This window comes from Paraburkholderia sp. RL17-368-BIF-A (assembly GCF_046054045.1).
In the GTDB taxonomy this organism is placed as follows: Bacteria; Pseudomonadota; Gammaproteobacteria; order Burkholderiales; family Burkholderiaceae; genus Paraburkholderia; species Paraburkholderia graminis.
In genome coordinates this window covers 134,722-157,308 of record NZ_JARESN010000015.1, presented here as the reverse complement: position 1 = coordinate 157,308, position 22,587 = coordinate 134,722, and the positions used below count along the sequence as shown (strand labels likewise).

The 22,587-nt window shown below is 59.8% G+C and carries 36 protein-coding genes; 34 read left to right on the top strand and 2 right to left on the bottom strand.

Features of this window, described 5'->3' with window-relative positions; translation table 11 throughout:
* From P0D87_RS24095 to dsbD, 32 genes are all read left to right on the top strand, one after another.
* The coding region (locus tag P0D87_RS24095; RefSeq protein ID WP_459252722.1) for an EF-Tu C-terminal domain-related protein at positions 1 to 124 on the top strand (124 nt) is incomplete at its 5' end.
* Between the two features lie 144 nt (positions 125 to 268).
* On the top strand, positions 269 to 580 hold the full coding sequence (rpsJ, locus tag P0D87_RS24090; protein ID WP_006998489.1) for a 30S ribosomal protein S10: 312 nt from the start codon (positions 269 to 271) through the stop codon (positions 578 to 580).
* 201 nt (positions 581 to 781) lie between these two features.
* On the top strand, positions 782 to 1,441 hold the full coding sequence (rplC, locus tag P0D87_RS24085; protein WP_029971245.1) for a 50S ribosomal protein L3: 660 nt from the start codon (positions 782 to 784) through the stop codon (positions 1,439 to 1,441).
* Positions 1,441 to 2,061: a 50S ribosomal protein L4 gene (gene rplD, locus P0D87_RS24080; protein WP_007180136.1), complete on the top strand. Its 621-nt coding sequence runs from the start codon at positions 1,441 to 1,443 to the stop codon at positions 2,059 to 2,061. Before rplC ends, rplD begins: the two co-directional genes overlap by 1 nt.
* Positions 2,058 to 2,372 carry a 50S ribosomal protein L23 gene (rplW, locus tag P0D87_RS24075; RefSeq protein WP_007180135.1) on the top strand — a complete coding sequence of 105 codons (315 nt, stop codon included), beginning with the start codon at positions 2,058 to 2,060 and terminating at the stop codon, positions 2,370 to 2,372. The genes rplD and rplW overlap by 4 nt, the downstream gene beginning before the upstream one ends.
* A gap of 2 nt (positions 2,373 to 2,374) precedes the next feature.
* Positions 2,375 to 3,202, top strand: a complete 828-nt coding sequence (rplB, locus tag P0D87_RS24070; protein WP_029971246.1) for a 50S ribosomal protein L2 — start codon at positions 2,375 to 2,377, stop codon at positions 3,200 to 3,202.
* A 10-nt stretch (positions 3,203 to 3,212) separates the two neighbouring features.
* The gene (rpsS, locus tag P0D87_RS24065) at positions 3,213 to 3,488 is read left to right on the top strand and encodes a 30S ribosomal protein S19 (protein ID WP_004199273.1); all 276 of its coding nucleotides are present in this window, start codon (positions 3,213 to 3,215) and stop codon (positions 3,486 to 3,488) included.
* 7 nt (positions 3,489 to 3,495) lie between these two features.
* The gene (gene rplV, locus P0D87_RS24060; protein ID WP_007180133.1) at positions 3,496 to 3,828 is read left to right on the top strand and encodes a 50S ribosomal protein L22; all 333 of its coding nucleotides are present in this window, start codon (positions 3,496 to 3,498) and stop codon (positions 3,826 to 3,828) included.
* An 11-nt stretch (positions 3,829 to 3,839) separates the two neighbouring features.
* Entirely contained in the window at positions 3,840 to 4,646 is an 807-nt protein-coding gene (rpsC, locus tag P0D87_RS24055; protein ID WP_012434570.1) for a 30S ribosomal protein S3, read from the top strand.
* 2 nt (positions 4,647 to 4,648) lie between these two features.
* A complete protein-coding gene (gene rplP / locus P0D87_RS24050) occupies positions 4,649 to 5,065 on the top strand; it encodes a 50S ribosomal protein L16 (RefSeq protein ID WP_013340739.1) in 417 nt (138 codons plus the stop codon).
* Positions 5,066 to 5,075: 10 nt separating this feature from the next.
* Positions 5,076 to 5,270, top strand: coding sequence for a 50S ribosomal protein L29 (rpmC, locus tag P0D87_RS24045; protein ID WP_007180130.1), 195 nt, complete (start codon positions 5,076 to 5,078; stop codon positions 5,268 to 5,270).
* Positions 5,267 to 5,539 (top strand): 30S ribosomal protein S17, encoded by a 273-nt coding sequence (gene rpsQ / locus P0D87_RS24040; protein ID WP_007180129.1) that lies wholly within the window; start codon positions 5,267 to 5,269, stop codon positions 5,537 to 5,539. Before rpmC ends, rpsQ begins: the two co-directional genes overlap by 4 nt.
* A gap of 289 nt (positions 5,540 to 5,828) precedes the next feature.
* A complete protein-coding gene (gene rplN, locus P0D87_RS24035) occupies positions 5,829 to 6,197 on the top strand; it encodes a 50S ribosomal protein L14 (protein ID WP_006052212.1) in 369 nt (122 codons plus the stop codon).
* Positions 6,198 to 6,206: 9 nt separating this feature from the next.
* Positions 6,207 to 6,515: a 50S ribosomal protein L24 gene (gene rplX / locus P0D87_RS24030; protein WP_006052213.1), complete on the top strand. Its 309-nt coding sequence runs from the start codon at positions 6,207 to 6,209 to the stop codon at positions 6,513 to 6,515.
* Positions 6,516 to 6,532: 17 nt separating this feature from the next.
* Positions 6,533 to 7,072 (top strand): 50S ribosomal protein L5, encoded by a 540-nt coding sequence (rplE, locus tag P0D87_RS24025; RefSeq protein WP_006052214.1) that lies wholly within the window; start codon positions 6,533 to 6,535, stop codon positions 7,070 to 7,072.
* A 7-nt stretch (positions 7,073 to 7,079) separates the two neighbouring features.
* A complete protein-coding gene (gene rpsN, locus P0D87_RS24020; protein ID WP_006052215.1) occupies positions 7,080 to 7,385 on the top strand; it encodes a 30S ribosomal protein S14 in 306 nt (101 codons plus the stop codon).
* Positions 7,386 to 7,399: 14 nt separating this feature from the next.
* On the top strand, positions 7,400 to 7,795 hold the full coding sequence (gene rpsH / locus P0D87_RS24015; RefSeq protein WP_006052216.1) for a 30S ribosomal protein S8: 396 nt from the start codon (positions 7,400 to 7,402) through the stop codon (positions 7,793 to 7,795).
* An 18-nt stretch (positions 7,796 to 7,813) separates the two neighbouring features.
* Positions 7,814 to 8,344, top strand: a complete 531-nt coding sequence (gene rplF, locus P0D87_RS24010) for a 50S ribosomal protein L6 (RefSeq protein ID WP_006052217.1) — start codon at positions 7,814 to 7,816, stop codon at positions 8,342 to 8,344.
* Between the two features lie 12 nt (positions 8,345 to 8,356).
* Positions 8,357 to 8,722 (top strand): 50S ribosomal protein L18, encoded by a 366-nt coding sequence (gene rplR / locus P0D87_RS24005; RefSeq protein ID WP_006052218.1) that lies wholly within the window; start codon positions 8,357 to 8,359, stop codon positions 8,720 to 8,722.
* A gap of 14 nt (positions 8,723 to 8,736) precedes the next feature.
* Positions 8,737 to 9,255 (top strand): 30S ribosomal protein S5, encoded by a 519-nt coding sequence (gene rpsE, locus P0D87_RS24000; protein ID WP_006052219.1) that lies wholly within the window; start codon positions 8,737 to 8,739, stop codon positions 9,253 to 9,255.
* 10 nt (positions 9,256 to 9,265) lie between these two features.
* Positions 9,266 to 9,448 (top strand): 50S ribosomal protein L30, encoded by a 183-nt coding sequence (rpmD, locus tag P0D87_RS23995; RefSeq protein WP_006052220.1) that lies wholly within the window; start codon positions 9,266 to 9,268, stop codon positions 9,446 to 9,448.
* A 29-nt stretch (positions 9,449 to 9,477) separates the two neighbouring features.
* On the top strand, positions 9,478 to 9,912 hold the full coding sequence (gene rplO / locus P0D87_RS23990; protein ID WP_006052221.1) for a 50S ribosomal protein L15: 435 nt from the start codon (positions 9,478 to 9,480) through the stop codon (positions 9,910 to 9,912).
* Positions 9,913 to 9,959: 47 nt separating this feature from the next.
* Positions 9,960 to 11,306, top strand: coding sequence for a preprotein translocase subunit SecY (secY, locus tag P0D87_RS23985; RefSeq protein ID WP_006052222.1), 1,347 nt, complete (start codon positions 9,960 to 9,962; stop codon positions 11,304 to 11,306).
* 8 nt (positions 11,307 to 11,314) lie between these two features.
* Positions 11,315 to 11,533 (top strand): translation initiation factor IF-1, encoded by a 219-nt coding sequence (gene infA, locus P0D87_RS23980; RefSeq protein ID WP_004521905.1) that lies wholly within the window; start codon positions 11,315 to 11,317, stop codon positions 11,531 to 11,533.
* 20 nt (positions 11,534 to 11,553) lie between these two features.
* Positions 11,554 to 11,670: a 50S ribosomal protein L36 gene (gene rpmJ, locus P0D87_RS23975; protein WP_004199844.1), complete on the top strand. Its 117-nt coding sequence runs from the start codon at positions 11,554 to 11,556 to the stop codon at positions 11,668 to 11,670.
* 41 nt (positions 11,671 to 11,711) lie between these two features.
* The gene (gene rpsM, locus P0D87_RS23970) at positions 11,712 to 12,077 is read left to right on the top strand and encodes a 30S ribosomal protein S13 (protein ID WP_006052223.1); all 366 of its coding nucleotides are present in this window, start codon (positions 11,712 to 11,714) and stop codon (positions 12,075 to 12,077) included.
* Positions 12,078 to 12,105: 28 nt separating this feature from the next.
* The gene (gene rpsK, locus P0D87_RS23965) at positions 12,106 to 12,510 is read left to right on the top strand and encodes a 30S ribosomal protein S11 (RefSeq protein WP_006052224.1); all 405 of its coding nucleotides are present in this window, start codon (positions 12,106 to 12,108) and stop codon (positions 12,508 to 12,510) included.
* A gap of 156 nt (positions 12,511 to 12,666) precedes the next feature.
* Positions 12,667 to 13,290 carry a 30S ribosomal protein S4 gene (gene rpsD, locus P0D87_RS23960; protein WP_006052225.1) on the top strand — a complete coding sequence of 208 codons (624 nt, stop codon included), beginning with the start codon at positions 12,667 to 12,669 and terminating at the stop codon, positions 13,288 to 13,290.
* A gap of 123 nt (positions 13,291 to 13,413) precedes the next feature.
* Entirely contained in the window at positions 13,414 to 14,391 is a 978-nt protein-coding gene (locus P0D87_RS23955; protein ID WP_006052226.1) for a DNA-directed RNA polymerase subunit alpha, read from the top strand.
* Positions 14,392 to 14,558: 167 nt separating this feature from the next.
* Entirely contained in the window at positions 14,559 to 14,951 is a 393-nt protein-coding gene (gene rplQ / locus P0D87_RS23950; protein WP_006052227.1) for a 50S ribosomal protein L17, read from the top strand.
* Positions 14,952 to 15,149: 198 nt separating this feature from the next.
* Positions 15,150 to 15,482, top strand: coding sequence for a divalent-cation tolerance protein CutA (gene cutA / locus P0D87_RS23945; protein WP_006052228.1), 333 nt, complete (start codon positions 15,150 to 15,152; stop codon positions 15,480 to 15,482).
* Entirely contained in the window at positions 15,475 to 17,334 is a 1,860-nt protein-coding gene (gene dsbD / locus P0D87_RS23940; protein ID WP_053858829.1) for a protein-disulfide reductase DsbD, read from the top strand. The genes cutA and dsbD overlap by 8 nt, the downstream gene beginning before the upstream one ends.
* Positions 17,335 to 17,484: 150 nt before the next feature.
* Here the strand turns inward: dsbD and hemB are convergent, their stop codons facing one another.
* Positions 17,485 to 18,483, bottom strand: a complete 999-nt coding sequence (gene hemB / locus P0D87_RS23935; protein WP_006052230.1) for a porphobilinogen synthase — start codon at positions 18,481 to 18,483, stop codon at positions 17,485 to 17,487.
* A 263-nt stretch (positions 18,484 to 18,746) separates the two neighbouring features.
* Positions 18,747 to 19,400 (bottom strand): ribosome biogenesis GTP-binding protein YihA/YsxC, encoded by a 654-nt coding sequence (yihA, locus tag P0D87_RS23930; protein WP_006052231.1) that lies wholly within the window; start codon positions 19,398 to 19,400, stop codon positions 18,747 to 18,749.
* A gap of 217 nt (positions 19,401 to 19,617) precedes the next feature.
* On the opposite strand from yihA, the gene P0D87_RS23925 reads away from it, so the two are divergent.
* Both P0D87_RS23925 and P0D87_RS23920 read left to right on the top strand, forming a co-directional pair.
* Positions 19,618 to 20,271 carry a c-type cytochrome gene (locus tag P0D87_RS23925; protein ID WP_006052232.1) on the top strand — a complete coding sequence of 218 codons (654 nt, stop codon included), beginning with the start codon at positions 19,618 to 19,620 and terminating at the stop codon, positions 20,269 to 20,271.
* A 116-nt stretch (positions 20,272 to 20,387) separates the two neighbouring features.
* Positions 20,388 to 22,586, top strand: coding sequence for a cytochrome c biogenesis protein ResB (locus tag P0D87_RS23920; RefSeq protein ID WP_053858828.1), 2,199 nt, complete (start codon positions 20,388 to 20,390; stop codon positions 22,584 to 22,586).
* Position 22,587: the final 1 nt, after the last annotated feature.

Here is a 22,587-nt window from a genome sequence, read left to right as displayed (position 1 = left end):
CGACAACGTGTCGATCACGGTGAAGCTGATCAACCCGATCGCGATGGAAGAAGGTCTGCGCTTCGCTATCCGTGAAGGTGGCCGTACCGTCGGCGCAGGTGTCGTTGCCAAGATTCTCGAGTAAAATCGCGGATTGACGTTTTGGCAGTAAAGCTTTTGCAGTAAGTGGTGCCCGGAGCCGGGCGCCCGCTCCCGGCGGGCATCCGGCTCTACGCTCTTTTATCGTCTGGCGGTGCAATACCGCCTCGCTCTTTTCCAAGGAATTGTCATGCAGAACCAGAAAATCCGCATTCGCCTGAAGGCTTTCGACTATCGCCTGATCGATCAATCGGCTGCTGAGATCGTCGACACCGCGAAGCGGACTGGCGCAATCGTTCGTGGTCCGGTGCCGCTGCCGACCCGTATTCAACGCTTCGACATCCTGCGTTCGCCGCACGTCAACAAGACGTCGCGCGATCAGCTCGAAATCCGTACGCACCAACGCCTGATGGACATCGTCGATCCGACGGACAAGACCGTTGACGCACTGATGAAGCTGGACCTGCCGGCTGGCGTGGACGTCGAAATCAAGCTGCAATAAGGCCCTTGGGCCGCACCCGGCCCGCCGGGTAACGCTAAGTCTTTGATTGCTTGCAGAAAACGAAAAGCCTCGCTATAATGCAAGGCTTTTCGCGCATTGGCGCAAAAAAGTCGGTGTGCTGCAGCGTGAATTCACGCCCGAAACGGCACCGGCATTTTGTAAATTAGCCCCGACCAATCGCAGTCGGGAATGGAGAAAACGATGAGCCTTGGACTCGTAGGTCGCAAGGTTGGCATGACCCGTATCTTCACGGCAGAAGGGGATTCGATTCCCGTTACCGTGCTGGACGTGTCCGACAACCGCGTGACGCAGATCAAGACTGTTGAAACCGACGGCTACACGGCCGTGCAGGTTGCATTCGGTACGCGCCGTGCATCGCGTGTGACGAAGCCGTTGGCCGGTCATCTCGCCAAAGCCGGTGTTCAAGCCGGTGAAATCCTCAAAGAATTCCAGATCGATGCCGCTAAGGCTGCCGAGTTGTCGAACGGCGCCGTGGTCGGTCCTGACCTGTTCGAAGTGGGCCAGAAGGTCGACGTGCAAGGCGTGTCGATCGGTAAGGGCTACGCCGGTACCATCAAGCGTTACAACTTCGCATCCGGCCGTGCATCGCACGGTAACTCGCGCTCGCACAACGTGCCGGGTTCGATCGGTATGGCGCAGGATCCGGGTCGTGTTTTCCCGGGTAAGCGCATGACCGGTCATATGGGTGACGACACGGTAACGGTGCAAAACCTCGAAATCGCTCGTATCGACGCTGACCGCAACCTGTTGCTGGTCAAGGGCGCCGTTCCGGGTGCGAAGGGTGGCAAGGTATTCGTTACGCCGGCCGTGAAGACGCGTGCCGTGAAAGGAGCGAAATAATGGAACTTAAGCTCCTGAATGCCAATGGTCAGGAAGGTGCAGGCGTTAGCGCGTCGGACGTCGTGTTCGGCCGCGATTACAACGAAGCCCTGATTCACCAGGTCGTGGTGGCGTATCAAGCGAATGCCCGTAGCGGCAACCGCGCGCAGAAGGACCGTGAGCAAGTCAAGCACACGACCAAGAAGCCGTGGCGCCAGAAGGGTACGGGCCGCGCCCGTGCCGGTATGTCGTCGAGCCCGTTGTGGCGCGGCGGTGGCCGGATCTTCCCGAATTCGCCGGAAGAAAACTTTTCGCACAAGGTCAACAAGAAGATGCATCGCGCAGGTCTCTGCTCGATCTTCTCGCAGCTGGCCCGCGAAGGCCGTATCTCGGTGGTCGACGAGCTGACGCTCGAAGCGCCGAAGACCAAGCTGCTGGCCGAAAAATTCAAGGCGATGGGTCTCGACTCCGTGCTGGTGATTACCGACACGGTTGACGAAAACCTGTACCTCGCGTCGCGCAACCTCGCCCACGTGGCGGTTGTCGAGCCGCGTTACGCCGACCCGCTGTCGCTGATCTACTTCAAGAAGATCCTGATCACGAAGGCTGCGGTCGCCCAGATCGAGGAGTTGCTGTCATGAGCGAGATTCGCAAAAACGATCATCGTTTGATGCAGGTCCTGCTCGCGCCGGTGATCTCCGAAAAGGCGACGCTGGTGGCCGACAAGAACGAGCAAGTCGTGTTCGAAGTCGCGCCCGATGCCACGAAGCAGGAAGTGAAAGCTGCAGTCGAGCTGCTGTTCAAGGTGGAAGTCAATTCCGTCAACGTGCTGGTCTCGAAGGGCAAAGCCAAGCGCTTTGGCCGTTTCATGGGCAAGCGCAAAGACGTGAAGAAGGCGTACGTCTGCCTGAAGCCCGGCCAGGAAATCAACTTTGAAGCGGAGGCCAAGTAATCATGGCAATCGTTAAAGTTAAGCCGACTTCGCCGGGCCGCCGCGCGATGGTCAAGGTGGTCAACAAGGATCTGTACAAGGGCAAGCCGTTCGCACCGCTGCTCGACGCGCAATCCTCGACCGCCGGCCGTAACAACAATGGTCACATCACCACGCGTCATAAGGGTGGCGGCCATAAGCATCACTATCGTGTCGTCGACTTCCGTCGCACGAAGGATGGCATTCCGGCAAAGGTCGAACGTCTTGAGTACGATCCGAACCGTAGCGCGAACATCGCGCTGGTTCTGTACGCAGACGGCGAGCGCCGCTACATCATCGCTCCGAAGGGTGTCACCGTCGGCCAGCAACTGATGTCGGGTTCGGAAGCGCCGATCCGCGCAGGCAACACGCTGCCGATCCGTAACATTCCGGTCGGTACGACGATCCACTGCATCGAAATGCTGCCGGGCAAGGGCGCGCAAATGGCGCGTTCGGCTGGTACGTCGGCGATGCTGCTGGCTCGTGAAGGCATCTACGCACAGGTCCGCCTGCGCTCGGGTGAAATCCGCCGCGTTCACGTTGAATGCCGCGCGACGATTGGTGAAGTTGGCAACGAAGAGCATAGCCTCCGTCAAATCGGTAAGGCTGGCGCGAACCGCTGGCGCGGTATCCGCCCGACGGTGCGCGGCGTTGCAATGAACCCGGTCGATCACCCGCACGGTGGTGGTGAAGGCAAGACGGCTGCAGGTCGCGATCCGGTGAGCCCGTGGGGCACGCCTGCTAAGGGTTATCGCACCCGCAGCAACAAGCGCACGACGAGCATGATCGTCCAGCGCCGTCACAAGCGTTAAGGAGTAGGCAATGGCACGTTCTGTAAAAAAAGGTCCGTTCTGCGACGCCCATTTGCTGAAGAAAGTTGAGGCGGCAGCAGCTTCGCGGGATAAGAAGCCGATCAAAACCTGGTCGCGTCGCTCGACGATCCTCCCGGATTTCATCGGTCTGACGATCGCCGTTCACAACGGCCGTCAACACGTTCCGGTGTACATCTCGGAAAACATGGTCGGCCACAAGCTTGGCGAGTTCGCACTGACCCGTACGTTCAAGGGTCATGCAGCCGACAAGAAGGCTAAGAAATAAGGGGCTCATGATGGAAGTGAAAGCAATTCATCGCGGTGCCCGCATCTCGGCGCAGAAAACGCGCCTTGTGGCTGACCAGATCCGCGGTTTGCCGGTCGACAAGGCGCTGAACGTTCTGACGTTCTCGCCGAAGAAGGCTGCGGGAATCGTGAAAAAGGTCGTGCTGTCGGCGATCGCGAATGCGGAGCATAACGAAGGCGCCGATATCGATGAGCTCAAGATCACGAGCATCTACATCGACAAGGCTGCGTCGCTCAAGCGTTTCACCGCGCGCGCTAAAGGCCGCGGTAACCGCATCGAGAAGCAATCCTGTCACATCACTGTGACGGTCGGGAATTAAGGGGTCATACGATGGGACAGAAAATTCATCCGACTGGCTTCCGTTTGGCCGTCAGCCGCAATTGGGCGTCGCGTTGGTACGCGAACAACAACAATTTCGCGGCGATGTTGCAGGAAGACATCGGTGTTCGTGAATACCTGAAGAAGAAGCTGAAGAACGCGTCCGTCGGTCGCGTTGTGATCGAGCGTCCTGCAAAGAACGCACGCATCACGATTTTCAGCTCGCGTCCGGGTGTCGTGATCGGTAAGAAGGGTGAAGACATTGAACTGCTGAAGTCCGAGCTGCAAAAGCGCATGGGCGTTCCGGTTCACGTCAACATCGAAGAAATTCGCAAGCCGGAAACCGACGCGCAACTGATCGCGGATTCGATCACGCAACAGCTCGAGCGCCGGATCATGTTCCGCCGCGCGATGAAGCGTGCGATGCAAAACGCGATGCGTCTGGGTGCCCAAGGCATCAAGATCATGAGCGCTGGCCGTCTGAACGGTATCGAAATCGCTCGTACGGAATGGTATCGCGAAGGTCGCGTGCCGCTTCATACGCTGCGTGCTGATATCGACTACGCAACTTCGGAAGCGAAGACGACGTACGGCATCATCGGCGTGAAGGTGTGGGTCTACAAGGGCGACACGCTCGGCCGCAACGACGCACCGGTGGTTGAAGAAGTCGCCGAAGAAAAGCGTCCGCGCCGCAACGCACGTCCGGGTGGCGATCGCCGTCCGCGTCGCGATGGTGAAGGTGGTGGCCCGGCAGGTGCACGCCGTGGCGCTCCTCGTCGTGCTGGCGGTGCCGGCGGCGACGGGAAGACTGGAGAATAACGATGCTGCAACCGAAACGCAGAAAGTATCGCAAAGAGCAGAAGGGTCGTAACACCGGTGTCGCTACCCGCGGTAACGCGGTGTCGTTCGGTGAGTTCGGCCTGAAGGCTATCGGTCGTGGTCGTCTGACCGCGCGCCAGATTGAAGCGGCACGTCGTGCAATGACGCGTCACATCAAGCGTGGTGGCCGCATCTGGATCCGCATCTTCCCGGACAAGCCGATCTCGCACAAGCCGGCTGAAGTACGTATGGGTAACGGTAAAGGTAACCCTGAGTACTACGTCGCAGAGATTCAACCGGGCAAGATGCTGTACGAAATGGACGGCGTAACCGAAGAGCTGGCACGCGAAGCGTTCCGTCTGGCTGCAGCTAAGCTGCCGCTGAAGACGACGTTTATCGTGCGTCAGCTCGGCGCCTAAGGAGCAAATGATGAAGGCTTCCGAACTTCACCAGAAAGATCAGGCCGCGCTCAACAAGGAGCTGTCGGACCTGTTGAAGGCGCAATTCGGCCTGCGCATGCAACTCGCGACCCAGCAGCTCACGAACACGAGCCAGCTGAAGAAGGTTCGTCGCGACATCGCACGTGTGCGGACCGTCCTGACTGAGAAGGCGAACCAGAAATGAACGATAGCGTAAAAACCTCGCTCAAGCGGACGCTGGTCGGCAAGGTCGTCAGCAACAAGATGGACAAGACGGTCACCGTGCTGGTTGAGCACCGCGTGAAGCACCCGATCTACGGCAAGTACGTTGTGCGCTCGAAGAAGTACCACGCGCACGACGACGCGAACACGTACAACGAGGGTGACCTCGTTGAAATCCAGGAAACTCGTCCGATTTCGAAGACGAAGGCTTGGGTTGTGGCTCGCCTGGTCGAGGCTGCTCGCGTCATCTGACGCCGCATAGCTGTAGAAGTAGTTGAAATCGCAGTAGATTTCGCTTGCAAGACCGAGATTATTTGTTATAATCTCGGTCTTCCCTCTTTATGGGAGCCCCGTCGCGGGCGAAGTTGGTGGGGGAAGCGGTTCAGGCGCCAGTCTGTCCCGAAGGATTCACCGGATTGCGATGGCGGGTTTCGTTTGCCGTCGCTGCTGTTCTAACCCAAGCAGCCGATTGGCTGACGGGACCAAGACTGACCGGGTACGCCATGGTGGTGTGACCGGATTAAGTTGGGAAAGATAAACCATGATCCAGACCGAAACTCGGCTTGAAGTGGCCGACAACACGGGTGCGCGTGAAGTCATGTGCATCAAGGTGCTCGGCGGCTCGAAGCGTCGTTATGCCAGCATTGGCGACATCATCAAGGTGACCGTCAAAGAAGCAACGCCGCGCGGGCGCGTGAAGAAAGGCGAAATTTATAACGCCGTGGTGGTTCGCACCGCCAAGGGCGTGCGCCGTCAGGACGGCTCGCTGATCAAGTTCGACGGCAATGCTGCAGTGCTGTTGAATGCCAAGCTCGAACCTATTGGCACCCGTATTTTCGGGCCTGTCACGCGCGAGTTGCGTAGCGAACGATTCATGAAGATCGTTTCGTTGGCACCTGAAGTGCTGTAAGGAGTCGCGATGAACAAGATTCGCAAAGGTGACGAAGTTATCGTCATCACCGGCAAAGACAAAGGCAAGCGCGGCGTCGTGCTGTCCGTTGGCGAAGGCAAGGTCATTGTCGAGGGTATCAACCTCGTCAAGAAACACGTCAAGCCGAACCCGATGAAGGGTACGACGGGTGGTGTGGAAGCCAAGACGATGCCGCTGCAAATTTCGAACGTCGCATTGGTCGACGCGAATGGCAAGGCATCGCGTGTAGGCATCAAGGTCGAAGGGGACAAGAAAGTTCGTTTCCTTAAGACGACCGGTGCCGAGCTGAGCGCCTGACGCTGCGGAGTAAAAAAATGGCTCGTTTGCAAGAGTTTTACAAAGAAAAGGTTGTACCCGGCCTCATCGAGAAGTTCGGTTACAAGTCCGTGATGGAAGTGCCGCGCATCACCAAGATCACCCTGAACATGGGCCTTGGCGAAGCGGTTGCTGACAAGAAGATCATCGAAAACGCCGTTGGCGACCTGACGAAGATTGCAGGCCAGAAGCCTGTGATCACGAAGGCACGCAAGGCAATCGCTGGCTTCAAGATCCGTCAGGGCTACCCGATCGGTGCAATGGTCACGTTGCGCGGTCAGGCAATGTACGAATTTCTGGACCGTTTCGTGACGGTTGCGCTCCCCCGTGTGCGCGACTTCCGTGGCGTGTCGGGTCGTGCGTTCGATGGTCGCGGCAACTACAACATCGGTGTGAAAGAGCAGATCATTTTCCCCGAAATCGACTACGACAAAATCGACGCACTGCGTGGGCTGAACATCAGCATCACGACGACTGCGAAGACCGACGACGAAGCAAAGGCTCTGCTCGCCAGCTTCAAGTTCCCGTTCAGAAACTGAGGTTACCGTGGCTAAACTGGCACTGATCGAACGTGAAAAGAAGCGTGCTCGCCTCGCTGCTAAGTACGCGCCTAAGCGTGCAGAGTTGAAGGCGATCATCGGCGATATGAGCAAGTCGGACGAAGAGCATTACGCAGCACGTCTGGAACTGCAACAACTGCCGCGCAACTCTAACCCGACCCGTAAGCGCAATCGTTGCGCGATTACCGGTCGCCCGCGTGGCACGTTCCGTAAATTCGGGCTGGCGCGTAACAAGATTCGCGAAATCGCGTTCCGCGGCGAGATCCCTGGCCTGACCAAGGCGAGCTGGTAATAGGAGAAACGTAAATGAGCATGAGTGATCCTATCGCCGATATGCTGACTCGCATCCGCAACGCGCAGATGGTCGAGAAGGTTTCGGTGACAATGCCCTCGTCGAAAGTCAAGGTTGCGATTGCGCAGGTCCTGAAGGACGAAGGCTATATCGATGATTTCGCAGTGAAGTCCGAAGGTGCGAAGTCTGAATTGAACATCGTGTTGAAGTACTACGCCGGCCGTCCGGTCATCGAGCGCATTGAACGCGTTTCGAAGCCTGGTCTGCGTGTGTACCGCGGCCGTAACGACATCCCCGTGGTCATGAATGGCCTCGGCGTGGCAATCGTGTCGACGCCCAAGGGCGTGATGACGGACCGCAAGGCGCGCGCAACGGGCGTTGGCGGCGAAGTCATCTGCTACGTCGCTTAAGGCCGAAAGGAGAGAAACATGTCTCGAGTAGGTAAGAGCCCGATCGCGCTGCAAGGCGCAGAAGTGGCCCTGAGCGATGATCGCATCACCGTCAAGGGCCCGCTGGGTACGATTACGCAGGCGGCAAACCGCCTCGTGAAAGTGGTGAACGACAACGGCATTCTGAAGATCGAGCCGGTTGACGAAAGCCGCGAAGCGAATGCGATGTCGGGCACGATGCGCGCACTGGTTGCGAACATGGTGAACGGCGTGACGAAGGGTTTCGAGCGCAAGCTGACGCTGGTTGGCGTCGGTTACCGCGCACAGGCGCAAGGCGACAAGCTGAATCTGTCGCTGGGTTTCTCGCACCCCGTGGTGCACCAGATGCCGGAAGGCGTGAAGGCTGAAACCCCGTCGCAAACCGAAATCGTGATCAAGGGGATCGACAAGCAGAAAGTTGGCCAGGTCGCTGCAGAAGTGCGCGGCTATCGTCCGCCGGAGCCCTACAAGGGCAAGGGCGTGCGCTATGCCAACGAGGTCGTGATCCTCAAAGAAACGAAGAAGAAGTAAGGGTGCGCAATCATGGATAAGACTCAATCTCGCCTGCGCCGCGCTCGTCAGACGCGTATCAAGATCGCTGAGCTGCAGGTCGCGCGTCTCGCCGTGCATCGCACGAACACGCACATCTATGCGCAAGTGTTCTCGCCGTGCGGCACCAAGGTGCTCGCCAGCGCGTCGACGCTCGAGGCCGAAGTGCGTGCGCAACTGGCTGATCAAACGGGCAAGGGCGGCAACGTCGCCGCTGCCACGCTGATTGGCAAGCGCATTGCAGAAAAGGCTAAGGCTGCCGGCATCGAATCCGTCGCCTTCGACCGTTCGGGTTTCCGTTACCACGGCCGCGTGAAAGCGCTGGCTGATGCGGCGCGCGAAGCCGGACTCAAGTTCTAAGGGAAGAATTCGTCATGGCAAAGATGCAAGCGAAAGTTCAGGCTGACGAACGCGACGACGGCCTGCGCGAAAAGATGATTTCGGTCAACCGCGTGACCAAGGTCGTGAAGGGTGGCCGCATTCTCGGCTTCGCCGCACTGACCGTGGTTGGCGACGGTGATGGCCGCGTCGGTATGGGCAAGGGCAAGGCGAAGGAAGTGCCGGTCGCTGTCCAGAAGGCGATGGAACAAGCCCGCCGCAACATGTTCAAGGTGCCGCTTAAGAACGGTACCCTGCAACACGAAGTGCACGGCAAGCACGGCGCATCGATGGTCCTCCTCGCTCCGGCGAAGGACGGTACCGGTGTGATCGCCGGCGGCCCGATGCGCGCAGTGTTCGACGTGATGGGCGTGCAGAACGTTGTGGCCAAGAGCCACGGCTCGACGAACCCGTACAACCTCGTTCGTGCAACGCTCGACGGTCTGCGCAAGCAGTCCACGCCGGGCGACATCGCGGCGAAGCGCGGCAAGTCCGTCGAAGATATTCTGGGCTAAGGTGGACACCATGTCTGAAAAAACTGTCAAGGTCCAGCTCGTCAAGAGCCTGATCGGCACCCGTGAAACGCACCGTGCAACGGTGCGTGGCCTGGGTCTGCGCCGACTCAACTCGGTCAGCGAGTTGCAGGACACGCCGGCCGTGCGCGGCATGATCAACAAGGTTTCGTACCTCGTTAAGGTCATCAGCTAAGCGGCTGACCAGGACTCAAGGAGTTGATAATGGAATTGAATGATCTGAAGCCGGCTGAAGGCGCGAAGCACGCAAAGCGTCGCGTTGGTCGCGGTATCGGCTCTGGCCTCGGCAAGACCGCTGGCCGTGGTCACAAGGGTCAGAAGTCGCGTTCGGGCGGCTTTCACAAGGTTGGCTTCGAAGGCGGTCAAATGCCGCTGCAACGTCGCCTGCCGAAGCGTGGCTTCACCTCGCTGACGAAGGAATTCGTCGGTGAAGTGCGTCTCTCGGATCTGGAAAAGCTGCCGGTCGACGAAATCGATCTGCTGGCTCTGAAGCAAGCCGGCCTGGTCGGCGAGCTGATCAAGAGCGCCAAGATCATCGCGACGGGCGAGCTGAAGCGCAAGATCGTTGTGAAGGGTCTGGGTGCGACGAAGGGTGCGCGCGCTGCTATCGAGGCAGCCGGCGGCTCTTTTGCCGAGTAACGCGCAAGTTATTTTGCCGTCACTAGCATTTGCATCGGAGAAGGTACTTGGCTAACAGCCCGAGTCTCGCAAAACCCGGTCGCAGCGCGGCGAAGTTTGGCGATCTGCGTCGGCGGGCAGTGTTTCTGCTGCTGGCGCTGATCGTCTACCGTGTCGGCGCGCACATTCCGGTGCCGGGTATCGACCCGGACCAACTGGCGAAGTTGTTCCAGAGCCAGTCGGGCGGCATCCTTGGCATGTTCAACATGTTCTCGGGTGGCGCGCTTTCGCGGTTCACGATTTTCGCGCTTGGGATCATGCCGTATATCTCGGCGTCGATCATCATGCAGTTGTTGGCAATTGTCTCGCCGCAACTCGAAGCGTTGAAGAAGGAAGGGCAGGCGGGGCAACGAAAGATCACGCAGTACACGCGTATCTTCACGGTCCTGCTGGCAACGTTCCAGGCTTTCGGTATTGCCGTAGCCCTGGAAAATCAGCCGGCTCTGGTGATCGATCCGGGAATGGTGTTTCGGTTGACGACGGTCGTGACGCTGGTGACGGGCACGATGTTCCTGATGTGGCTGGGTGAGCAGATCACGGAGCGCGGGCTTGGCAACGGTATCTCGATCATCATTTTCGGTGGTATTGCAGCGGGTTTCCCGAATGCAATCGGTGGTCTTTTCGAACTGGTGCGAACCGGCTCGATGAGCATCATCTCGGCGATTATCGTCGTCGCGCTGATCGCCGCAGTGACGTATCTGGTGGTGTTCATCGAACGCGGCCAGCGCAAGATCCTTGTGAACTACGCGAAGCGGCAAGTCGGTAACAAGATTTACGGCGGTCAATCTTCGCATTTGCCGCTGAAGTTGAACATGTCGGGCGTGATTCCGCCGATCTTCGCATCGTCGATCATTCTCTTCCCGGCAACCATCCTGAACTGGTTCAGTTCGGGGTCGCGCACCAGTTGGTTCGCAGACACGCTGCACAACGTGGCCGAGGCCATTAAGCCCGGTCAGCCCGTGTACGTGTTGCTGTACGCGTTGGCGATCGTTTTCTTCTGCTTTTTCTACACCGCGCTGGTGTTCAACAGCAGAGAGACGGCCGACAACCTGAAAAAGAGTGGCGCTTTCGTTCCTGGCATCCGCCCGGGCGATCAAACGGCGCGATATATCGACCGCATCCTCACGCGTCTGACGCTGGCCGGTGCGATCTACATCGTGTTTGTTTGCCTGCTGCCCGAGTTTCTGGTGCTGCGCTGGAACGTGCCGTTTTATTTTGGTGGAACGTCGCTGCTGATCATTGTCGTCGTCACAATGGATTTCATGGCGCAGGTGCAGTCGTACGTTATGTCGCAACAGTATGAATCGCTGCTGAAGAAGGCTAATTTCAAAGGCGGCGGCGTCCCGATGCGTTGAAAGGACTTATGGCCAAAGACGATGTTATCCAGATGCAGGGTGAAGTCATCGAAAACCTGCCTAATGCTACCTTCAGGGTGAAGCTGGAAAACGGCCATGTCGTATTGGGACACATATCCGGCAAGATGCGGATGCACTACATCCGAATCCTGCCGGGCGACAAGGTGACGGTTGAATTGACGCCTTACGATCTCTCGCGTGCGCGGATCGTGTTCCGGGCGAAGTGATTTGAAAAAAGGGTAATATCATGAAAGTGATGGCATCGGTTAAGCGCATTTGCCGCAATTGCAAGATCATCAAGCGCAAAGGCGTTGTGCGCGTGATTTGCAGCTCTGATCCGCGCCACAAACAGCGTCAAGGCTGAACGCCGCGCTTTTGCTTGCGCTTTTTGTTTGAGGAAAAACAATGGCTCGTATCGCAGGGGTTAACATCCCGAATCACCAGCATACTGAAATCGGCCTGACGGCTATTTACGGTATCGGCCGCACGCGCTCGCGCGACATTTGCGTCGCTGCTGGTGTGGCATTTTCGAAGAAGGTCAAAGACCTGAACGACGCAGACCTCGAAAAGCTGCGTGAAGAAGTCGGCAAGTTCATCGTTGAAGGCGATCTGCGCCGTGAAACGACGATGAACATCAAGCGCCTGATGGATCTCGGCTGCTACCGTGGCGTTCGGCATCGTAAGGGCTTGCCCCTGCGCGGCCAACGTACGCGTACGAATGCCCGTACGCGCAAGGGTCCGCGTCGTGCAGCGCAATCGCTGAAGAAGTAAGCGGAACTGACAGTTACAGGAAAACGTAATGGCTAAGGCTTCGAACAACTCCGCGGCGCAACGCGTTCGCAAGAAGGTCAAGAAGAACGTCGCCGAGGGCGTGGTTCACGTTCACGCGTCGTTCAACAACACCATCATCACGATCACCGATCGTCAAGGCAATGCACTTGCCTGGGCAACGTCGGGTGGTCAGGGCTTCAAGGGTTCGCGTAAATCGACCCCGTTTGCAGCTCAGGTGGCGGCCGAATCGGCTGGCCGCGTGGCGATGGAATACGGCGTGAAGAACCTCGAAGTGCGGATCAAGGGCCCCGGTCCTGGCCGTGAATCGGCGGTGCGCGCGTTGCATGGTCTTGGCATCAAGATCACGGCAATCTCCGACGTGACCCCGGTCCCGCACAACGGCTGCCGTCCGCCGAAGCGTCGTCGTATCTAAGACGCTGTTTTCGCTAGCGCCTGTTGCCGCTGGTTCAAGTGACCGGCGAAACAGGCTGCTTGCGCTATTGAATTGACTAAGCCCACCGTTCGACCCAAAGGGTTCGGACTAGCGCGAGTGCGAGCATTCGCGTGATCAATCAACGAAGGAATCAACGTGGCACGTTATATCGGCCCTAAGGCCAAGCTGTCCCGCCGTGAAGGCACTGACCTCTTCCTGAAGAGCGCCCGTCGTTCGCTCGCTGACAAGTGCAAGCTTGACAGCAAGCCCGGCCAGCATGGCCGCACCTCGGGTGCGCGTACGTCCGACTACGGCACGCAGCTGCGCGAAAAGCAAAAAGTGAAGCGCATCTACGGTGTTCTGGAGCGTCAATTCCGCCGTTACTTCGCCGAAGCCGACCGTCTGAAGGGCAACACGGGTGAAAACCTGCTGCAATTGCTCGAGTCGCGTCTGGATAACGTCGTGTACCGCATGGGCTTCGGTTCGACGCGTGCTGAAGCGCGTCAGCTGGTGAGCCACAAGGCGATCACGGTGAACGGCGTCGTGTCGAACATCCCGTCGATGCAAGTGAAGGCAGGCGACGTCGTCGCAGTGCGCGAACAGAAGAAGAAGCAAGCGCGTATTCTCGAAGCGCTGTCGCTGGCTGAGCAAGGCGGCATGCCGAGCTGGGTCGCCGTGGATTCGAAGAAGTTCGAAGGCACGTTCAAGTCCAAGCCGGAACGCAGCGACATCGCTGGCGATATCAACGAAAGCCTGATCGTCGAATTGTATTCGCGGTAATCGGATTAACGGCCGGGGCACCTCGTTGCGTTGCGCAAGGGGGCGTCTCGGCTGTTTATTTTCAGGTTGTTACCGGTCAGCCTTATCGGTGTAACGAGCCGAGGGTATTGAAAAGGAAAACCTATGCAAACCAGTTTGTTGAAGCCCAAGATCATCGCAGTTGAATCGCTGGGCGAAAGCCACGCGAAAGTGGTCATGGAACCGTTTGAACGCGGTTACGGCCACACCTTGGGTAACGCGCTTCGGCGCGTGCTGCTGTCGTCCATGATCGGCTATGCGCCGACCGAAGTGACGATCGCAGGCGTCGTACATGAATATTCGACGCTCGACGGTGTGCAAGAGGACGTGGTCAACCTGTTGTTGAACCTGAAGGGCGTGGTGTTCAAGCTGCATAACCGTGACGAAGTGACGGTTACGCTGCGCAAGGAAGGCGAAGGCGTTGTGACCGCTGGCGACATCGAGCTGGCGCACGACTGCGAAGTGATCAACCCTGACCACGTGATCGCGCATCTGTCGAAGGGCGGCAAGCTCGACGTTCAGATCAAGGTCGAAAAGGGCCGCGGCTACGTGCCGGGCAATGTGCGTCGTTATGGCGAGGAGTCGGCCAAGATTATCGGCCGTATCGTGCTGGACGCGTCGTTCTCGCCGGTTCGCCGCGTGAGCTACGCCGTTGAAAGCGCTCGCGTCGAACAGCGTACCGACCTCGACAAGCTCGTGATGAACATCGAAACGAACGGTGTGATTTCGCCGGAAGAAGCGATCCGTCAATCGGCGCGCATTCTGGTCGATCAGCTGTCGGTGTTCGCTGCACTGGAAGGCACCGAAGCAACGGCTGAAGCGCCGTCGCGCGCACCGCAGATCGATCCGATCCTGCTGCGTCCGGTCGATGATCTCGAACTCACGGTTCGTTCCGCGAACTGCCTGAAGGCCGAGAACATTTACTACATCGGCGATCTGATCCAGCGCACGGAAAACGAGTTGCTCAAGACGCCGAACCTGGGCCGCAAGTCGTTGAACGAAATCAAGGAAGTCTTGGCGTCGCGTGGTTTGACGCTCGGCATGAAGCTGGAAAACTGGCCGCCCGCAGGGCTGGATAAGTAACTCGGCAGTCATCCGGGGCAGAGCCCGCCGCTGTACTGGCAAGGACGCGGATTTTCCTTTAAAATCCGCGTCTTGTCTTTTTTCACTACCGGCCCGTGCACTCGCTACTTTGGTAGATCGAGCGCGATAGAAGAGCTGGATCAAAACTTTGAATCGAAGGAATTAACATGCGTCACCGTCATGGTCTGCGGAAACTGAACCGCACGAGCAGCCACCGTCTGGCAATGCTCCGTAACATGTCCAACTCGCTGATCGAGCACGAAGTCATCAAGACCACGCTGCCGAAGGCGAAAGAACTCCGTAAAGTCGTCGAGCCGCTGATCACGCTCGGCAAGAAGCCGTCGCTGGCAAACCGTCGTCTGGCGTTCAACCGCCTGCGCGATCGTGACTCGGTCACGAAGCTGTTTGAAGTCCTCGGCCCGCGTTACGCTACCCGTCCGGGCGGCTACCTGCGCGTGCTGAAGTTTGGCTTCCGCGTCGGCGACAACGCACCGATGGCTCTGGTCGAACTGCTCGATCGTCCGGAAGTTGAAGAAGTCGAAGTGCAAGAAGCTGAATAAGCTTTGAAGCGCTGATAGCACAGAAGAAAGCCAGGCTCACAGCCTGGCTTTTTTGTTTATGGCGGCAGACGTAGTAGGCGCGCTGGCACAGGCGGCGAAACGCCGCATCCTCGCGTCCACGCGGTCGGGCAGCCAGCGGCGGTCCAAGACCAGGTGATACGATATTGACACGCAAATTGTGCCTGGCTGGAGCTTGCTGTGAACGTGAATGTGACTCTCCTTCTCACGACGGTGCCCGATGCGGCCGCTGCACAGAAGCTGGCCGCGGACGCATTGGCCGCACGCCTGTGTGCATGCGTCACGCAGCTCGGCCCGGTGCAGTCCAGTTACCATTGGCAGGGTCAGCTAGAAACGGCGCAAGAAATCCAGCTGCTGTTCAAGACCAGCGCCGCCCGCGTGCTCGAGCTCGAGCAGTACCTACAGGCGAACCATCCCTACGACACGCCGGAAATCCTGTCATGGCAAGCTGCCGCGTCGGCCGCCTATGGCCAGTGGATCACTTCTGAAACCCAACGTCCCCTACATGTTTAACGGTCTCAACCGACGCGCGCGCCACGCGTTGCGTACCGCCCTCCTCGTTTTCGCGTGCCTGATTCTCGCGCAGTTCGGCACGCTTGCCCGCGCTTCGGACGACTTCCTCGATCCTGCCGTCGCCTTCAAATTCAGCGCGACCGAGAAGCTCGGCGAGGTCGACGTGACCTACAAGATCGCGGACGGCTACTACATGTACCGCGAGCGCTTCGCATTTGCGGCCCGCAACGGAAACGCGACGATCGGCGAACCGCAGTTGCCGGCGGGTCATATCAAGTTCGATCAGACGTTCAACAAGAACGTTGAGACGTATCGCAACGAACTGACGATCCGGATTCCCGTGAAGCAGGCCGCAGGTGGGTTCGATCTGGCGGTCACATCGCAAGGCTGCGCCGACGCCGGCATCTGTTATCCGCCGATGGAGCGCGTCTACCACGTCAGCGGCGCGGCGCTGCTGCCGGCCGGCAGCGCGGCTGCGCCGCAATCCACGGCAAACGACGCGCCGTGGTACGAGCGCGCCACCAGCGCCGACTACGCGCAATCGCTGCTGCAAGGCGGAGGTTTCCTCGCGATCATAGGGCTTTACTTCGTTGCGGGCATCGTGCTGAGCTTGCTGCCCTGTTCCTATCCGATGATTCCGATCTTGTCGGCGATCATCATCGGTGAAGGCGCGCGGGTCACGCGGGCGCGCGGCTTCGCGCTGTCGCTGGCCTATGTCATCGGGATGGCGCTCGTCTACACCGCGCTCGGCATTGCCGCCGCGCTGGTCGGGCAGAGTCTTGGCGCCTGGCTGCAAAACCCGTGGGTGTTGGGCGCGTTCGGCGTGCTGCTGACCGTTTTCGCGCTCACGCTGATCGCCGGGTTTGACATTGCGTTGCCGCAGCGCTGGCAGGACGGCGCGTCGCACGCGTCGGCGGGACGTTCGGGCGGCAAGTTCGCAGCCGTCGCCGGAATGGGCGCGCTGTCGGCACTGGTGGTCGGCGCGTGCATGACTGCGCCGCTTTTCGCGGTGCTGGCCTTCATCGCGCATACGGGGAGCGCGGTGCTCGGCGGCGCGGCGCTGTTCGCAATGGGGCTAGGGCTTGGCGTGCCGCTCATGATTGTCGGTCTCGGCGCCGGGACTTTGCTGCCGCGCGCCGGCGCATGGATGGACGACATCAAGGTGCTGTTCGGCGTCGTGCTGCTCGCCGCGGCGCTGTGGATCGTGTGGCCCGTGCTTGGAGCAACCGCCACCATGTTGCTCAGCGCACTCTGGTTGCTGATCGCCGCCGCATGCTTGGGCCTTTTTTCCGCGCCTGGCGCGCAGGCGTCGATATGGCGGCGGCTTGGACGCGGCATCGGCGCGGCCCTCGCTGTTTGGGCGGCCGTGCTGCTGGTCGGACTTGCTGCGGGTTCGTCCGATCCATTGCGTCCGCTCGCCGTGCTGGCGTCGCGGTCGGCGGCGCCGGCCGCTACGTCTGTGGCTGGCGCGCCTCAAACCGCGTCGCACGACGATCTGGCGTTCCAGGCGGTGCGTTCATCGGCGGAACTGGACGGCGCCGTCAAAGCGGCGGCACAGCCCGCCATGCTCGATTTTTACGCGGACTGGTGCGTGAGCTGCAAAGAGATGGAGAAATTCACCTTCAGCGATCCGCGCGTCCAGGCGAAGTTAAAGCAGATGAATCTGCTGCGCGCCGACGTCACCGCCAATAACGCCGACGATCAGGCTCTGCTCAAGCGATTCGGCCTTTTCGGCCCGCCGGGGATTATCTTCTTCGACCGCGGCGGCAAAGAGGTGCTGCGCGTCGTCGGTTACGAATCGGCTGACAAATTCCTGCGTTCGCTCGAGCGGGCGAGTGCGCCGCAGACCTGATCGCACGCAAATCACACGACGATGTGCAACGCGCGGGGCTTACGCCCGGTGAACGCACAAAAAAAACGGAGGCGCGACTCAAAGTCCGCCTCCGTTTTCCATTTCTAGCGAGTTCTTCGCTACACCCGCTAACCTAAAACCCAACCCAACTCACTTCTGCGACCGCAGAATCCGCGCCGCATCCAGCGCGAAATACGTCAGAACGCCGTCCGCGCCCGCACGCTTGAACGCGAGCAGCGATTCCATCATCGCCTTGTCGTGATCGAGCCAGCCGTTCTGGGCCGCCGCTTTCAGCATCGCGTACTCGCCGCTGACCTGATAGACGTAGGTCGGGAACTGGAACTCGTCCTTCACGCGACGCACGATGTCGAGATACGGCATGCCCGGCTTGACCATCACCATATCGGCGCCTTCGTTGATATCCGCCTGGACCTCGCGCAGCGCTTCGTTCGAATTCGCCGGGTCCATCTGGTACGTCATCTTGTTGCTTTTGCCGAGGTTCGTGGCCGAGCCCACGGCGTCGCGGAACGGGCCGTAGAACGCGGACGCGAACTTGGCCGCGTAAGCCATGATCCGCGTATGCACATGGTCCTCGCTTTCCAGCATTTCGCGGATGGCGCCAATGCGGCCGTCCATCATGTCCGACGGCGCAACGATATCGACGCCGGCCTCGGCCTGCGCGCGCGCCTGCTCGATCAGGATTTCGACGGTTTCGTCGTTGATTACGTAGCCGGTCTCGTCGAGCACGCCGTCCTGGCCGTGGCTCGTGTACGGATCGAGCGCGACGTCGGTCAGCACGCCGAGCTCAGGGAAGTGCTTCTTGAGTTCGCGAACCGCGCGCGGGATCAGGCCCGCGGGGTTCGCCGCCTCGCGGCCATCGGGCGTTTTCAGCGACGGCTCGATCGCCGGAAACAGCGACAGCACGGGCACGCCCAGCTCGACGCATTGCTCGGCGACTTTCATCAGCAGGTCGACGGAAACGCGATCGACGCCGGGCATCGACGGCACCGCTTGGCGAATATTGGTGCCCTCGACCACGAACACGGGATAGATCAGGTCGTTGGTGGTGAGAATGTTTTCGCGCATCAGACGGCGCGAAAAGTCGTCGCGGCGCATGCGGCGCGGGCGATAGTGCGGGTAGAAGCTCATGTGGGATAGAAAACGTGAGTGTCTTGAGTGGGGCGGTGACACGAGCGGCACCAACTGCAGGCGGCCACTCGCGGAAACTTTTCAAGACAATGGTATATCATACCGATCGAGCAAGGCGCCTAGCGCTGACCTCCCCGCTTCTCCTCCCTGAGCGGGTGCCTGTCGTTTTTCGATTAGGCTGTTTGACCCGCCGTTAATGCGGCGGGTTTTTTTATGCGCCGACGAAAACGGCGCTTTCCCCGATTCGAAAACCGGGACTCGGCTTACTGCGCGGCGTCCGTTTCGCCCTTGGCGCCGGGGATCAGCCAGCTTTCGACCAATTCATGCGCCTCGTCGATACCGACACGCTTGAGCGCCGAAAAAAGCTGCGCCGTCAGTTCGCCCTGGTAGCCCGCGGCACGATACTCGGCGAAACCCTTCTGCGTTGTGCGCAACGCATTCACACTTTCCTGGCGCGTCAATTTGTCGCATTTGGTCAGCAGCGCGTGAATCGGCTTGCCGGTCGGCGCGAACCACTCGATCATTCGCCGGTCCAGATCGGTCAACGGACGGCGCGAATCCATCATCAGAATCATGCCGCGCAATTGCGAGCGCGACTGCAGGTACGTGGAAAGCAGCGCCTCCCAGTGAGCCTTCGCCGCGCCAGGCACTTCCGCATAGCCGTAGCCCGGCAGGTCGACCAGATGGGCGACCGGTTCGTCCTCGCGGCCGACCGAAAAGTAGTTGATGTGCTGCGTGCGCCCCGGCGTTTTACTCGCGAATGCCAGCCGCTTCTGATTGCACAGAATGTTGATAGCCGTCGATTTGCCCGCGTTCGAGCGCCCCGCGAAAGCGATCTCGGGCTGAGCGGTGGCAGGCAGATCGCGCAGGTGATTGACGGTCGTGAAGAAGCGCGATTGGTGGAGCAGGAAGGACATGAGCAGGCCAGAATTCGAGACGCCGGGGAACCCGGAGTGGGGACGGGTCAAGCCCGACTGGCGTCTTAGCGATTAGCGAGTTATTGTACAATACGATGGTTTACGGAAAACCTGAGGGGGCCAGCCCGCGTGCCTCGGCGGCTCCTGGCGGTCACTTGGGTCGCCGTCGTATTGTGCAAAACCTCTAAAATCCCACAAGACGAGACAGGGTGTGCGAATGAATCGACTGTGCAAGGCTCTGATGGTGTTTCAGGTAGCGGCAGGTCTTTCAGGTTTGGCAATTCAGGCACGAGCAGCAGATCCGGCAAAGCCGGACATCAACCGGGGGCAGGCAATCGCGGTGCAGGTTTGCGCGTCGTGTCACGGCGCAGACGGTAATAGCGCCGGCGGTGCCTATCCGAAGCTCGCGGGTCAGCATCCCGACTATCTCGTCAAACAACTCAAGGATTTCAAGCTGCAGCCCGGCGCCAAGCAGCCCGTGCGCAACAATGCGATCATGACGGGCATGGCGTCAGCGCTGTCGGATCAGGACATGGTCAACGTCGCTGCCTATTTCGCGACGCAGGCTCCGAAGCCCGGCTATGCGCACAACAAGAACACCGTGCCGCTCGGGCAGAAGATCTATCGTGGCGGTATTGCCGACAAGGGCGTGCCGGCATGTGCAAGCTGTCACGGGCCCACGGGTCAAGGTATTCCGTCGCAATATCCGCGTTTGTCAGGACAATGGGCGGAGTACACGGTGGCGCAGTTGAACGCGTTCACGCAAGGTCCGGGCGCGCGCAATAACAACGAGGCGATGCATGCTGTCGCAACGCGTCTGTCGGACAGCGAGATAAAGGCTGTAGCCGATTACATCGCGGGCCTGCATTAAGAGGTTCGCGCGCAAGTGCAACCGGCCCGTCGAGGCCGGTGAAAAACAAGAAAAGGGTGGGGGCGTCGTATCTACGATCGCCCTTCACCCTTTTTTGCTGTTCAGTCGGAGTATGAATGAGCGTCACCACGTCGGGTTTGCAGTCGAAGTCGGGCAATCGCGTCTTGCGCAGCGTCATCGAAGTATTGAGTTCGATGCGTTTTGCCATTGCGCTGCTTGTGATTCTGTCGATCGCCAGCATCATCGGCACCGTTCTCACGCAGGACGACCCTTACCCCAACTACGTCAATCAGTTCGGTCCTTTCTGGGCCGACATCTTCCGCTCGCTGAGCCTCTACACGGTCTACAGCTCGTGGTGGTTCATGCTGATTCTCGGCTTTCTGATGGTGTCGGTGTCGCTGTGCGTGATCCGCAACGCGCCGAAAATGATCGCCGACACGAAGAGCTGGAAAGACAAGGTCCGCGAAGCGAGCCTGCGCGCGTTCCATCACAAGGGCGAATTCGCGGTGCACGGCACGCGGGCGCAGACCGCGGCGGTCCTCGCGAAACTATCGGCGAAACTCGGCTATAAGTTCGTCACGCGGGAGTCCGAGGGCGCGACGCTGATCGCGGCCAAACGCGGCGCGTTGACCAAGCTCGGCTACATTTCCGCGCACATTGCAATCGTGGTGATCTGCCTGGGCGGCCTGCTCGACAGCAATCTGCCGATCAAGCTGCAAATGTGGCTCTTCGACAAGTCGCCGATCCGCGCGAACACGGTCATCAACGACATTCCGCCGGAACACCGTCTGTCGCAATCCAATCCGACGTTCCGCGGTTACGCGTGGGTGCCGGAAGGGCAGCACGTGTCGACCGCGATTCTGAACCAGCCGGACGGCTCGCTGATTCAGGACCTGCCGTTCTCGATCGAGCTGCAGAAGTTCATCGTCGACTATTACTCGACGGGCATGCCCAAGCTGTTCGCGAGCGACATCGTCGTGGTCGATCACAAGACGGGCGCCCGCGTGCCGGCGCGCATCGAGGTGAACAAGCCGTTCGAGTACGACGGCGTGTCGATCTATCAATCGAGCTTTCAGGACGGCGGCTCGCAAATGCAGATGACCGCGTTTCCGATGACCGGCGCAAGCGCGGCAACCGCGCCGTTCGGCGGCGCGATCGGCGGCAATGCGCCGTTGAGTTCCGCGACGCCGCTTGCAGACGGCCAGACGGTCGAGTTCACCGATTTCCGCGCGATCAACGTCGAAAACATTTCGAACGCCAACGGCCAGACGGATGCTCGCGGCGTCGCCGCGCACCGCTCGCTGAAGGAAGCGTTCGACGAGCGGCTCGGCTCCGGCGCGAAGACTTCGAAGCCGCTCGAGCTGCACAACGTCGGCCCTTCGGTGCAGTACAAGGTGCGCGACAAGGACGGCCAGGCGCGCGAGTACAACAACTACATGCTGCCGGTCACGGTGGGCGGCGAGCGGTTCTTCCTCGCCGGCATGCGCCTGAACCCCGACGATCCGTTCCGCTACCTGCGCATTCCCGCGGACAGCGGCGGCACCGTCAAGGAGTGGATGAACCTGCGCGCCACGCTGGAAAATCCGGGGGCGCGCGCGCAAGCCGCTCGCCGCTTCGCGCAGCGTTCGGTGCCCGAAGCGAACACCGAATTGCAGCAGCACCTGGAAGAAAGCGCGCTGCGCGTGCTGACCCTTTTTGCCGGCGCCGACACCAGCGTCAAGATGCCGAACGGGCAGCCGGTGGGCGGCTTCCAGGCGATCGCCGGATTCATCGACCATTCGGTGCCGAAGGCCGAGCAGGAAAAGGCCGCGGGTTTGCTGCTGCGTATGCTGGAAGGCTCGATGTGGGACCTCTGGCAACTGTCGCGCCAGCAACTCGGCGAACCGCAGGCGGGCGCGAACGCGGATGCGAGCCGCTTCGTCCAAAGCTCGATCAACGCGCTATCAGACAGCTTTCTGTATGGATCGCCGGTCTACTTGCAGCTCGATTCCTTCAAGCAGGTGCAAGCCTCGGTATTTCAGCTGACGCGCGCGCCCGGCAAAAAAGTCGTGTATCTTGGCAGCCTGCTCCTCGTATTGGGCATCTTCTCGATGTTCTACGTCCGCGAACGGCGCCTCTGGTTCTGGCTCAAAGATAGTGAGCAGGGCACGCATGTCGTGATGGCAATGTCGAGCGCCCGCAAGACGCTCGACTTCGAGAAAGAATTTGCTCAGACGCGCGACGCGGTCGGCGCCGCGCTGGGCGCGAAACCCGCTGATCCAGCATCCCGCAACGCGGGCGCGCAGTCCGCAAGCTCACAAGATTCGACCCGGTAAT